The organism is Lachnospiraceae bacterium, assembly GCA_025758065.1.
Taxonomy (GTDB): Bacteria; Bacillota; Clostridia; order Lachnospirales; family Lachnospiraceae; genus Enterocloster.
This window is the reverse complement of the sequence record CP107199.1, coordinates 2,549,888-2,562,921: the sequence shown is the minus strand read 5'-3', so window position 1 is coordinate 2,562,921 and position 13,034 is coordinate 2,549,888. Positions and strand designations below refer to the sequence as shown.

The following is a 13,034-nucleotide window of genomic DNA, read 5'->3' as shown; positions in this document are numbered from 1 at the left end:
GCTGCCTCCGGATTTTTGTGTCTTATGCTGTTTTTTTCGGCACTTCCGGCATCCATCTGCCATCTGTTCCTACGAAATATCCATCAGGTGTATATTCATTGCTGTACATTGCACCTTCCGGACGTTCTGCCTGTCCTGTTAGATTAAGGTAATACCAGAAACCGTTGATCAGGTTCCAGCCTGCTGCCATAGAGCCTTCACCAGGTATCAGATAATACCAGCGGTTTCCGTAAAGGAACCAGCCAGTATGCATCCGGCCATCTTCATTAAAGTACCACCAGTTACGTCCAAGTTTCAGCCATCTGCTCTCTACATATCCCTGAAGGGTTCTGTATTTCCAGCTTCCGTCTGTCATCTGGATCCATTTTCTGGCTGTTTTAATTGCATTGCTGCTTGTTCCACGGTATGTTGGGAAGCCGATGCAGGTGATATTTCCACTCAGGCTGCTGATATTGTAATCCCTTGTTGCAAAGGTATAAGTCTGTCCTTCTTTATCTGTTACTTCAAAAGTATATCTTATGAAGGTATCATTTCCCATACCGCCTGTGAGATAGAATTTTTCACCACTCATCCAAAGATGCCAGGTATTGGATCCGCCTTCTGTGGCAATATCCAGTCTGTGAAGATTTCCTGCACCCATAAAGCCATTTTCATCTTTATACTTATAGGTGTACTCTGAATCTTTTTCATCTTCCACCGGTCCGCCCAGGATAAATGTATCATCTCCATTTCCTGTCTGGATGTCTGTAGGAGCCATGGTAGTGGTAACATTTATCAGATTATTTCCACCTGGAACTCTTACTTTCAGTCCTGCAGGCGCCTTTGTGAAGTTTAAAACAGCATTGTTTGCTCCACCAATTACCTGGATACGGTCTGCAAAGAAGTCGATGATCTCATCTGCTTCTGTGGTAGTAAGTCTGACTTCACCTGGTGTAGTGATGTTAATGTCCTGGCTTCTGTCACAGCTTTCCAGCTTAATATCTGCAGAAGAATCTTCACGGTCAGATGTTTCCACACCCAGATTTCCCATGGTGTCCTTTACAGTTACGATGATCTTTGCCGCACCTCTTAAAAATGTATTAGCTGCATGGATAGTTCCACTTACAGTAATGTTTCCATTTTCTGCTGCCTGGATGCTTACATCCTCACCTGCTGTCAGTGTGCCTGTTACAGTGATGCTTCCCTTATCTGTTACAGAAATGCTTCCTGTTACATTTCCGGAAAGATCTTTCACATTTGTGGTCAGGTCTGCATTATCTGCTGTAATATGAAGGTTATCTGCTTCTAAAACTGCTCCGTCAGATGTGGTCACATCTCCGTTTACATCCAGGTCTGTGCAATATCTGCCTGTTACCCCTGAAGATGGAGAGTTAAACTTTCTCATTGGTTCCTGCTATATGAACCTGAAGCAGGAAAATGAGGCAGAAAGTTATCTTTTAACTGCCTTAAACGGAACCAGCTACCTGCCGGAAACCAACTTCTATCTGGGTGCTATTTCTATGGATAAAGAGGACTACGAAAAAGCGATCCCTTACTTCACCACCGCCATAGAAGGCCAGTGTTTCACAGATTTCTCTACCTACAACCGGGGTATCTGCTATCTGAATACCGGACAGACTGCCCTGGCAAAGGAGGATTTCCAGTATGTAACAGAACACAGTGAAGACACCAGTCTGGTTTCTGACTCCAAGGATGTTTTAAAGACGTTATGATATTAAGGGCAAAAGGTATTTTGACCCTTCTGATACCGAATTGCTATACGCTTTGCACTCCCTGATACTAAATTGTTACATGCTTTGCACTCCCACAATTCTAAAAAAATCCGGAAACACTCCTGCCTGGACTGTTTCCGGATTTTTATTTACGGCAAAGGTGCCAAAAGGCGCGCCTGCTTATTTTAAATTCAATTACTTTCTAAGGATCAGTGACTTACCAGTCATTTCTTTAGGCTGCTCCATACCCATTAATTCGATCAGGGTCGGGGCAATATCACACAATGCGCCGCCTTCACGAAGCTTCATGTCAGCGTCTGCATTTACCAGGATAAATGGAACCGGATTAGTAGTATGAGCGGTGTATGGTTCACCTGTTTCATAATCTACCAACTGCTCTGCATTACCGTGGTCAGCACAGATGAACATAACGCCGTTTACTTCCTTTAAAGCCTCTACAGCGCGGCCTACACACTCATCTACTACTTCAATTGCCTTAATGGCAGCTGCTTCTACTCCGGTATGGCCAACCATATCCGGATTAGCAAAGTTAATGATGATCACATCATATTTACCAGACTTGATGGCTTCAGTCAGCTTGTCGCATACACCGTAAGCACTCATTTCCGGCTTTAAGTCGTAAGTAGCAACTTCCTTTGGAGAAGGAACCAGAATGCGGTCTTCCCCTTCGTTTGGCTCCTCTACGCCACCGTTAAAGAAGAAGGTAACGTGAGCATATTTCTCAGTCTCGGCGATTCTTACCTGCTTCTTGCCGTTTGCTGCCAGGAATTCACCAAAGGTATTGGTAATGGATTCCTTCTTAAATGCAACCAGCTTATTGGTAATGGTCTCATCGTAATCAGTAAAGCATACATATACCAGATCTAACTTCTTCTCTCTTGGAAAACCGTCAAAATCATCATCGCAGAATGCATGGGTGATCTCTCTTGCACGGTCCGGACGGAAGTTGAAGAAGATAACAGAATCGCCATCATTGATCGTTGCCAGTGGCTTTCCGTTTTCAGTCACTGTAAATGGTACAACGAACTCATCAGACTTTCCTGCATCATAGGAAGCCTGGATGCCTTCTGTTGCACTTACTGCTGTATTTCCTTCACCCTTTGTAAGCGCTTTGTAAGCTAACTCTACACGGTCCCATCTCTTATCACGATCCATTGCATAATAACGGCCCATAACAGATGCCACTTTACCTGTGCCAAGCTCCGCCATCTTTGCTTCCAGCTCAGTAACAAATTCCTTGCCGGATTCCGGTGGTGTATCACGGCCGTCTAAGAAGCAGTGTACATATACCTTTTCCAGGCCATTTCTCTTTGCCAGCTCTAACAGGCCGTAAATATGATTTAAATGGCTGTGTACACCACCTGTAGATACCAGGCCAAACAGGTGCAGGGCAGAATTGTTTTTCTTGCAATTTTCTACTGCTGTTAAAAATTCTGGTACGTTAAAGAAATCACCATCGTTAATAGCCTTGGTAATTCTGGTCAGCTCCTGGTATACAACACGGCCTGCGCCCATGTTTAAATGTCCTACCTCGGAGTTACCCATCTGTCCTTCCGGAAGTCCTACTGCAAGGCCGCTTGCCTGGCCTTTAACAAATGGACACTGGCTCATTAACTGATCCATAACAGGAGTTTTTCCTTCGCATACTGCGTTGTGCTCACAGTTATCATTCAGTCCATAGCCGTCCAGGATCATTAATACTACTGGTTTCTTGCTCATATTTGTTTTCTCCTCTTAAATCTGCCTTTGTACAAAGACTTTATAAAATGGATACAAATGCCCTGAGACCCGTTTTCACGACCCCAGGGCTAGATTCCGCAACCACCCGGACAACGTATTTTCTTACGCGGTTTTGCCACACAAGAAGCATCGGATATCACTCCAATGTGAAATCTGCTCCAAAAAATACTTGCAAGCAAGCCTGACGTTCCTTTTCGGGTCAAATTTCCTGCTGTCCTGAGTAATTATCTGTTGTAATTAACAATTTTTCCAAAATCTGGCTTTAAGGAAGCACCGCCTACCAGACCGCCGTCGATATCTGGCTGTGCAAACAGCTCCGGTGCACTTGCTGCGGATACAGAACCACCGTACTGGATACGGATGGCCTGTGCAGTTGCCTCATCATAGATCTCGCCGATGCATGCACGGATTGCTGCGCATACTTCTTCTGCCTGCTCTGTGGTAGCTACCTTACCGGTTCCAATAGCCCAGATCGGTTCATAGGCGATAACAGCTGTCTTTGCCTGATCTGCTGTTACATTTAAGAAAGCGATTTTGATCTGCTGACGGATCCAGTCAATGGTAATGCCCTGCTCTCTCTGGGTTAAAGACTCACCGCAGCAGACAATAGGAGTAATTCCATGCTCAAAAGCCTTTAATACTTTCTTGTTCACTGTCTCATCTGTTTCTGCAAAGTACTCTCTTCTCTCAGAATGGCCGATGATAACGTACTTAACGCCTGCATCATTTAACATATTAGGGGAAATCTCGCCTGTATAAGCACCCTTTTCCTCAAAATACATGTTCTCAGCACCAATCTGGATGTTGGTTCCCTTTGCTGCTTCCATTGCCGGGATAATATCAATAGCCGGTACACAGAATACTACATCTACATCATCATTTACTACTAATGGTTTTAATTCATTTACAAGAGCAACTGCCTCAGAAGGTGTCATGTTCATCTTCCAGTTGCCTGCGATGATCTTCTTTCTTGCCATAATGTTCTGTCTCCTTTATACACAAATACGCATATACAACACGATTCACAGGCGGTCTGTTTTATCCCCAGTTATTTTCAAAACAGCCGCCTGCAATATCAATTGTCCTTATTTATCATCTGCTGCAGCTACGCCTGGCAGTTCCTTTCCTTCCAGGAATTCCAGGGAAGCACCGCCGCCGGTAGAGATGTGGCTCATCTTATCAGCAAATCCTAACTGATTTACTGCTGCTGCAGAGTCACCACCGCCGATAATAGTGGTTGCATCCGTATCAGCTAAAGCCTGAGCTACTGCAATGGTTCCCTTTGCAAGAACAGGATTTTCAAATACGCCCATCGGTCCGTTCCAAACAACAGTCTTAGCGTTCTTAACAGCCTCAGCATACAGCTTTGCACTTTCTACACCGATATCCAGACCCATTTTGTCATTTGGGATAGCGTCTACAGAAACATTCTCTACAGGGATCTCAGCATCAATAGGATCCGGGAAGGAAGCTGCTACTACAGCATCTACAGGAAGTAAAAGCTTCTTACCAAGCTTCTGCGCCTTTTCCATCATTTCCTTGCAGTAATCTAACTTAGTATCGTCTACTAAAGATTTACCGATCTCTTTGCCTTCAGCCTTTAAGAAGGTAAATGCCATACCGCCACCGATGATCAGTGTATCGCACTTTTCAAGGAGATTGGAGATAACATTTAACTTATCAGCAACCTTAGCGCCGCCTAAAATAGCAACGAAAGGTCTTACTGGATTTTCAACTGCATTTCCTAAGAAATCGATCTCTTTCTGCATTAAGTAACCAACTACGTTGGAGCCACCCTTTGCAGTGATGAACTTGGTAACGCCTGCTACAGAAGCATGTGCTCTATGGGAAGAACCAAATGCATCGCATACATAGTCATCAGCCAGATCAGCCAGTTCCTTGCTGAACTCTTCGCCATTCTTAGTCTCTTCAGCGCCGCGGAAACGTGTATTCTGCAGAAGAACCACATCGCCTTCCTTCATAGCCTCTACAGCCTTGGTAGCTGCTTCGCCGGTTACATTGTAATCAGATACGAAAACAACTTCCTTGCCTAATTTCTCAGACAGTCTCTTTGCTACAGGAGCTAAAGACTCACCTTCGTTAGGACCATTTTTAACTTTTCCTAAGTGGGAGCACAGGATAACCTTTGCACCATCATTGATCAGCTTCTGGATAGTTGGCAGAGCTGCTACAATACGGGTCTCATCTGTGATCTCGCCATTCTTTAACGGTACGTTGAAGTCGCAGCGGACTAAAACTCTTCTTCCCTTTACATTGATATCATCAATAGATTTCTTGTTTAACATTTTAGATATCTCCTTTCAGTAAACTGGCAAACTTGTAAATGTATTTCACGAAAAAAGGGCCCGGTCCTAAAGACCGGACCCCTTATGAGTCTTTAAAATCTGGATTATGCTAACTCAGCGAAGTACTTGATAGTTCTTACCATCTGGCTGGTGTAAGAATTCTCGTTGTCATACCATGAAACAACCTGTACTTCATACAGATCATCAGCGATATGGGAAACCATAGTCTGGGTTGCATCAAACAGAGAACCAAATCTCATACCGATAACATCAGAAGATACGATCGGATCCTCGTTGTATCCGAAGGACTCAGATGCAGCAGCCTTCATAGCAGCATTGATCTCTTCCTTGGTTACGTCTGCCTTCTTAACAACAGCTGTTAAGATTGTGGTAGAACCGGTTGGTACAGGTACACGCTGTGCGGAACCGATCAGCTTGCCGTTCAGCTCTGGGATAACCAGACCGATTGCCTTAGCTGCACCAGTAGAGTTAGGAACGATGTTAGCTGCGCCTGCACGTGCTCTTCTTAAGTCGCCCTTTCTGTGTGGTCCGTCAAGGATCATCTGGTCGCCGGTGTAAGCATGAATGGTGCTCATGATACCGCTCTGGATCGGAGCGTAGTCATTTAATGCCTTAGCCATAGGTGCTAAGCAGTTGGTGGTGCAGGATGCAGCGGAGATGATGGTATCTTCTGCTGTCAGAGTCTTCTCATTTACAGAGTAAACGATGGTCTTTAAGTCGTTTCCAGCTGGTGCTGAAATAACAACCTTCTTAGCACCTGCATCAATATGAGCCTGTGCTTTTTCCTTAGAAGTATAGAAGCCAGTGCACTCTAATACTACATCTACGCCAAGCTCGCCCCATGGAAGGTCAGCAGCCTTTGGCTCTTTGTAGATAGTGATCTTCTTGCCGTCAACTGTGATTGAATCTTCTCCAGCCTCTACAGTGTGCTTGCCTTCACCAATGTGTCCAGCATATCCACCCTGTGCTGTATCATACTTTAACAGATGTGCTAACATCTTAGGATCGGTTAAGTCATTGATTGCTACTACCTCGTAACCCTCTGCTCCGAACATCTGACGGAAAGCCAGACGTCCAATACGTCCGAAACCATTAATTGCAACTTTTACTGCCATGATTCAATTCCTCCTAGATTGTTAAAAAAATATTATTTGTTAAATATTAATCAACTGTCTACATTGTACTCAATTTTATCCAAAATAGCAAGTCTTTTTTTCGTTTCTACCATTCTGACTATTTTCTCTCATAAATTCCAGTAATTTTCAGCGGATTTTTATTTCGTTACATTTCAGCCATCGCTGGTTTGAATGGGAAAGTGTGTTTATTGTCGGGTACAGACTTGTTATTACCGTCATTTGTAATTATAATGTGAGAAAATAAAGATTCTGAGAGTACATATAACAAAAAAGGAGACTTATCACTATGGATGCTATTTATGACTACCATCTCCACACAGAATTTTCTGCAGATTCCGAAACCCCGGTACGGGATCAGCTGGAAAAAGCCATTTCCCTGGGGATGAAAGAAATCTGTATTACAGATCACCATGATCACGGAAGCCAGTTCTGTCCTGATGACTTTACTTTAGATCTTCCTACTTATATAGAAAGCTTACGCAAAATAAAGGATGAATACGCAGACCGGATCCGTTTAAATATTGGAATCGAACTGGGTCTGCAAAACCATGTGGGTGATTATCTCCATGATTTTGCAAAAACCTGGGGGAAAGAATTTGATTTTGTTATTGGTTCCAGCCATTTTGTAGACCAGATGGATCCTTATGAAAAAGCATTCTGGGACCGTTTCGGAGAAAAAGAAGGTATGGAAGCCTTTTTTAAGGTATCTCTGGAACGCATAAAAAAACTGTGTGATACTTTTGACTCCTATGGACACCTGGATTATTCTTTAAGATATGCTCCCCATAAAAATGAGTTTTATTCCTGGAAGGATTACGAATCCTATATCCGTCCGATTTTGAAGCTGCTCATTGAAAACGGAAAATGTCTGGAGTGTAATACAGGCGGTATCCGATACGGACTGGGAGATACCAATCCATGTGCTGATGTTTTCCGTTTCTACAAGGACCTTGGTGGAGAACTGATCACTATCGGTTCTGATGCCCATACACCAAAAACTCTGGGCATCGGCTTTGAACAATGCCGCGAAATGTTAAAAAGCTATGGTTTTCGCTATTATACCGTATTTCATGAAAGAAAAGCAGAGATGCTCCCGCTGTAGGGGCATCTCTGCTTTTTATGCAGCCAGACTTCCAGTACATCGTTTCGTAACTGTGCTGGCATATCCATTAATCTGCCTTCATCTGCTCTTTTACATCTTCTTTTAACTGTTTCCAGGCTTCTTTATCTTCTACATAATATTTTGGACACTTTTTTCCATTTATATCATAATGGCGTACTACATCGGAGCTTTTTAATTTCAGCTGCCTGCAAAGCCAGGCAGTCAGCTTTACCACTGATTCATAGGAAGCATCGTTAAATTTGCCGGTATCATCTGGATGACATACTTCTATAGAAATGGTATCATCATTTCTGGGGGCATTTGCATAGGCTGTCTCATCAATAGGAATGCACTGTATTACCTCCCCATCCAGCCCTACTACGAAATGGCTGCTGGAAGAAATCCCCTCTTTCTGTGCATCCTGGTCTGCCAGGCTGTCAAAATAGTTTCTGGTAGCCTTTGCACTGGTTCCCGGATTTCCCACATAATGGATCACTATATTTTTCACCTGCTTGCGGGTCACATCCGGACGTGAAAAAATATTTTTCCGTAAAAAATCCTGCTGTACCCAGTCAGGAACTTCTACTGCTTTCAGATCAACTGTATTTTCAGGCTCTCTTCCCCATATATAGTAGCCGCTGCCAAGACCGGAAAGAATGCCGATCATCATTGCCATAAAAACAGCTGCCATGGGAAAAGTTATCGCCTTTCGTTCTCGCTTTTCCAAATTATCTATCCCCTGTATCTTATTTTTTCCAATATAACATTATTCCCCGAAAAACTCAATGAAGAACTTCTTAAGGACTTGCAGTAAATTTTATGAAGAGTATACTATTTTCTGCAACTTTTTTCCCATTCCATGCGTCTAATAAGTGTAAGACACAAAAAGACGTACTGATACAGTTATTTTGAAAACGATGTACTAGTACATCGTTTCGTAAATAACTGTACTAATCGCGTAGGATGCGGATTTGAGTGTGCAAGTCTAAAAACGCAGGCGTAGCGGGCTACGCTGAGGCTTTTAGACCTGTGCAATCAGATTCGCAGACAAGCGAGTGGTATAGTTATTTCGAAAACGGTGTACTAGTACGCAGATTAAAATTGGAAAGGAGAATGCGTCATGAACCATTCTGATCAAGCAGAAAAAATCCGGCTGCAAACGGAAAAAATGCTCATTGACCAATATGAACGTTTTTACCGGCTGGCCTACAGTTATGTACATAATGAAGCAGATGCTTTGGACGTTGTCCAGGAAAGCGCCTGCAAAGCCATTATCCAGTGCAAAAAATTAAAGGATACTACGAAGCTTCTTCCATGGCTATGCCGGATCGTAGTAAACACAAGCCTGGATCTGCTGCGAAACCAGATAAAAGAACAGCCTGCCGAAGAGCTTCCTGAAGCTGCAGCAGAAGATAAATACGAGGAATTGGATCTTAAAAAGGCTTTGAACCGTTTGGAGCCCGAGAACCGCACCGTCATCATCCTGAGATATTTTGAGGATATGAAGATCGAGGACATTGCCCTTGTGGTCGATGAAAATGTAAATACCGTAAAGACCCGATTGTACCGGTCATTAAAAAAACTTCGCATCCAGCTGGATGATACAGCAGCTCTGTAAAAGAAAGGAGACCATATTAATGAAAAAACAGGATCGTAATTCAGGATATTTTGATAATTTAGATAATTTAGATAAACTTGAGTCTTTAAAGCAGGAATACAATGAAATCCCGGTTCCTGATGCTGCAAAAGCCCGGATCTTAGCCGGGATCAAAGAAGGGAAGCGTAAACACAGCCCATTTCTTCGCATTTTACGCACAACCGGCACTACTGCCGCTGCTGCTGTGGTCGCTCTTGCTATCATTACCAACGTGAGCCCAACTATTGCCAATGCCATGACAAACCTGCCGGTGATCGGTGCCATTACAAAAGTAGTTACTTTACGTACATATGAAGATAAGACCAATCATTTTGAAGCCAAAGTAGACATCCCGGAAATTGACTCCGCACCAGAAGCTGTGAACCGCTCTATTGGGGATTATGCAAATGAACTGATCGCCCAATACGAAAAAGAGCTTCGGGAATCCCAGGGAGAAGGCAGCTACTCTCTCACTTCTACTTATAAAGTAGTAACTGATACAGATAAATATCTGTGCCTGCGCATTGATACCACACTTGTAATGGCAAGCGGAACAGAATATACCAAGGTATTTACCATTGATAAAACTACCGGAAATATTGTTCCCCTTTCTGCTCTTTTTAAAGACAGACCGGAAATGCTCACTGCTATCAGCGACAATATTAAAGAACAGATGAAAGCACAGATGGCGGCAGACTCTTCTGTTACTTATTTTATTGAAAGTGATATGCCTGAATGGGATTTTAAGGAGTTAAATGGAGATGAAAGCTTTTACTTTAATGAAAAAGGTGAACTTGTGATCACTTTTGACGAAACAGAAGTGGCACCTGCTTACATGGGAGCTGTTGAATTTACCATTCCACAGTCAGTAACAGGAAATTTTAAATAAATGCCGGTAAACATTGCGGCCGGCGAAAAACCGGCCGTAACAGCAAGTGTATGAAAGACTCCAAAAGGGCATCATACTTACGGAGGAAAAGGGATTTGAACCCTTGCGCCGGTGTTACCGACCTACTGGTGTTCGAAGCCAGACCCTTCAACCACTTGGGTATTCCTCCTGTTATTGCTAACTATACAAGTATACAATATTTTTCCGGTTTTGTGTAGTAGGCAAATCATTTAATTTCTTCTATATAATAGATGTAATCCAGAGAACGCAGTGCTTCAATGATGTCACTGTGTTTTTTTTCTTTCTTAAGTTCCTGGCTGTCTACAGTCAGGGAAACTGTATACACACTGAGTCCGGAATTTAAATAAGCCGGATTTGCCTCAATATCATCAATGCGGATACCAAGTTTCCGGATCGTTGCCACGAAATCCTGAAGCTTAAAGCTGCTCTTTAATTCCAGATGTACTTCAAAATGGTTAGAGCGGTCTTTTAAATAACGCTCTGCTGATGGGAACAGTGAAATACCGCAAAGGAGAGCCATGAAAATAGCAAACGCTGAAATATACATTCCTGCACCAAGCATCAGTCCCATAAAGCCGCATGCCCAAAGAGCTGCAGATGTAGTCAAGCCCTTGATCTGGTTCTTAGAGCTGAAAAGAATGGAATTTCCGCTTATCATGGCAATGCCTACAACAGCTGCCCCGGAAATAACAGGGATTACAAAAGAAAATTCCCTGGCCAGATACATATCTGTCAAAACTGCTGCTGTAGCAGATACACTGACCAGCATAAAAGTCCTCATACCTGCAGAATGACGCTTGCTGGACCGTTCACAGCCGATCACAGCCGCCAGTGCCAGTGACAAAATGATCCTGAAGATCACCTGCTCTCCCACGCCTTCCATCATCCATCCTTTTGTCAGTTCTGCTGCTATATATCCCATATTAATACGTCCTCCTTGCTCTTAAATGATTTCTTAATGCCCCCACTGCTTCGTACTGTTCATTGGCAGCTTCTAAAAATGCCTGTTCCTCTGGTGAAATAGTTTCTTCTGTCTCCGGTATTTCCTGCTGGATCTCGTGGATCCGCCTGATCAACAGCTCCAGGCGGGTCACCGGATCCTTTTCTTTAGCCTCCTTTGGCAGTTCAATATCCCCATAGGATCCGGACAGATATAAAGATATCTTGGCACAGGCGGGACCAGTAAGCTCATACAGCACACTGGATGCCAGAATAACAGTCTGCAGGTCAATGCCCATCTGTCCGCCTAAGGTTCTTGCCCCAAGAGCTGCCAGACCAATCGCTACACCTGCCTGGGGAACCAGTGCCAGACCTAAGTAATTACGTACCTGTTTTTTCTTATGTACTGCCATACAGCCTAAATACGCACCTGCATATTTCCCTATGATACGTGTAAGGAAATATGCTACTCCGATCACTAAAAGAGAAGCCCCATCTTCTCCTGCTGACGGATTAAGAAGTGCATCCAGCCTGAAAGAAAGACCTGATCTGACGAAAAACAAAAGCAGAATGGGCGGACTGAAATAATTCAACTGCTTAAACAGCTTATCATCATCAGATAAGTTAATATAAATGGTTCCCATAGACATACATCCCAGAAGTGGTGATACATCAGCCAGAGAACAGATCCCGCAAAAAGCAAATAGCGCTGCCACAGATATGATCAGGCGATTATCTTTATATTTTTTCTTTGGCATCATGCATTTTAGCAGCCATCCAAAAATACCGCCAAGTACCAATACCGCACCGTTAACAAAGATCGGCTTTAAAATATTCCCCACCTGGAAGCCGCCCCCTGAAAGCGCCGCCAGTGCAATGGAGATAGCTGCACTATATTCCACAAGACCAACTACATCATCTAAAGCCACTACCTGCAAAAGAGTATCTACAAAATCACCTTTTGCCCCAGTCTGGCGGATCGTCATGATAGTAGATGCAGGAGCTGTGGCTGACGCCAGAGCCGCCAGCACAATAGAAAATGACAGATTCAGATGAAGAACTCCATAAACCACTGCAAAAACACATACCGATGCCAGCACTGCTTCCATGACCGTGATCACAACCACCTTCCAGCCGTTTTTCTTCAGAACCGAAAAACGGAAAAACTCACCTGTACTGAAAGCAATGAAAGCCAGTGCAATATCTGATAGAAAATCCATGCCATCTATGACCTTTACCGGCACCATATCCAGACAATAAGGTCCCATAAGGATTCCTGCCAGAATGTACCCCGTTACATTCGGCAGCTTAAATTTTCTGGTGATACGGGTCATAAGATATCCTGTAAACAACATCAGCGCAATGGTGATGATCACCACTGATGCCTGGGATGTTGCATGGTAAAATAAAAATGACTTCATGTTGTAACCCCCTTGTTTCCCCTTGTATGTCATGTTTCTATATGATATACTTTTTTACAATAAAATCAAATTATTTTATTTTTATGTATG

General features: G+C 43.4%; 12 protein-coding genes and 1 tRNA gene. 4 read left to right on the top strand and 9 right to left on the bottom strand.

The window, feature by feature from the left end:
• Window positions 1–22: 22 nt before the first annotated feature.
• Window positions 23–1,384 carry a hypothetical protein gene (locus OGM16_11860; protein ID UYJ45514.1) on the bottom strand — a complete coding sequence of 454 codons (1,362 nt, stop codon included), beginning with the start codon at window positions 1,382–1,384 and terminating at the stop codon, window positions 23–25.
• 13 nt (window positions 1,385–1,397) lie between these two features.
• Between OGM16_11860 and OGM16_11855 the strand changes: the two genes are divergently transcribed.
• A complete protein-coding gene (locus OGM16_11855) occupies window positions 1,398–1,712 on the top strand; it encodes a hypothetical protein (GenBank protein ID UYJ45513.1) in 315 nt (104 codons plus the stop codon).
• 195 nt (window positions 1,713–1,907) lie between these two features.
• On the opposite strand, the gene gpmI is transcribed toward OGM16_11855, so the two are convergent.
• From gpmI to gap, 4 genes are all read right to left on the bottom strand, one after another.
• Complete coding sequence (gene gpmI / locus OGM16_11850; protein UYJ45512.1) at window positions 1,908–3,452, bottom strand: 2,3-bisphosphoglycerate-independent phosphoglycerate mutase; 1,545 nt, start codon at window positions 3,450–3,452, stop codon at window positions 1,908–1,910.
• Between the two features lie 245 nt (window positions 3,453–3,697).
• Window positions 3,698–4,450 (bottom strand): triose-phosphate isomerase, encoded by a 753-nt coding sequence (gene tpiA / locus OGM16_11845; protein ID UYJ45511.1) that lies wholly within the window; start codon window positions 4,448–4,450, stop codon window positions 3,698–3,700.
• A 108-nt stretch (window positions 4,451–4,558) separates the two neighbouring features.
• Window positions 4,559–5,779 (bottom strand): phosphoglycerate kinase, encoded by a 1,221-nt coding sequence (locus tag OGM16_11840; GenBank protein ID UYJ45510.1) that lies wholly within the window; start codon window positions 5,777–5,779, stop codon window positions 4,559–4,561.
• A gap of 104 nt (window positions 5,780–5,883) precedes the next feature.
• Window positions 5,884–6,915 carry a type I glyceraldehyde-3-phosphate dehydrogenase gene (gap, locus tag OGM16_11835; protein UYJ45509.1) on the bottom strand — a complete coding sequence of 344 codons (1,032 nt, stop codon included), beginning with the start codon at window positions 6,913–6,915 and terminating at the stop codon, window positions 5,884–5,886.
• 307 nt (window positions 6,916–7,222) lie between these two features.
• Between gap and OGM16_11830 the strand changes: the two genes are divergently transcribed.
• Entirely contained in the window at window positions 7,223–8,038 is an 816-nt protein-coding gene (locus tag OGM16_11830) for a histidinol-phosphatase HisJ family protein (protein UYJ45508.1), read from the top strand.
• A gap of 67 nt (window positions 8,039–8,105) precedes the next feature.
• Here OGM16_11830 and OGM16_11825 read toward each other — a convergent pair whose 3' ends face one another.
• Window positions 8,106–8,729 carry an N-acetylmuramoyl-L-alanine amidase gene (locus tag OGM16_11825; GenBank protein ID UYJ45507.1) on the bottom strand — a complete coding sequence of 208 codons (624 nt, stop codon included), beginning with the start codon at window positions 8,727–8,729 and terminating at the stop codon, window positions 8,106–8,108.
• 429 nt (window positions 8,730–9,158) lie between these two features.
• On the opposite strand from OGM16_11825, the gene OGM16_11820 reads away from it, so the two are divergent.
• Both OGM16_11820 and OGM16_11815 read left to right on the top strand, forming a co-directional pair.
• Window positions 9,159–9,656 (top strand): sigma-70 family RNA polymerase sigma factor, encoded by a 498-nt coding sequence (locus OGM16_11820; GenBank protein UYJ45506.1) that lies wholly within the window; start codon window positions 9,159–9,161, stop codon window positions 9,654–9,656.
• Between the two features lie 19 nt (window positions 9,657–9,675).
• Entirely contained in the window at window positions 9,676–10,563 is an 888-nt protein-coding gene (locus OGM16_11815; GenBank protein ID UYJ45505.1) for an RsiV family protein, read from the top strand.
• Window positions 10,564–10,643: 80 nt separating this feature from the next.
• Here the strand turns inward: OGM16_11815 and OGM16_11810 are convergent.
• From OGM16_11810 to OGM16_11800, 3 genes are all read right to left on the bottom strand, one after another.
• Window positions 10,644–10,732: transfer RNA gene (locus OGM16_11810), tRNA-Ser, on the bottom strand.
• A gap of 57 nt (window positions 10,733–10,789) precedes the next feature.
• On the bottom strand, window positions 10,790–11,506 hold the full coding sequence (locus tag OGM16_11805) for an MgtC/SapB family protein (protein ID UYJ45504.1): 717 nt from the start codon (window positions 11,504–11,506) through the stop codon (window positions 10,790–10,792).
• A 1-nt stretch (window position 11,507) separates the two neighbouring features.
• Window positions 11,508–12,944 carry a cation:proton antiporter gene (locus tag OGM16_11800; protein ID UYJ45503.1) on the bottom strand — a complete coding sequence of 479 codons (1,437 nt, stop codon included), beginning with the start codon at window positions 12,942–12,944 and terminating at the stop codon, window positions 11,508–11,510.
• Window positions 12,945–13,034: the final 90 nt, after the last annotated feature.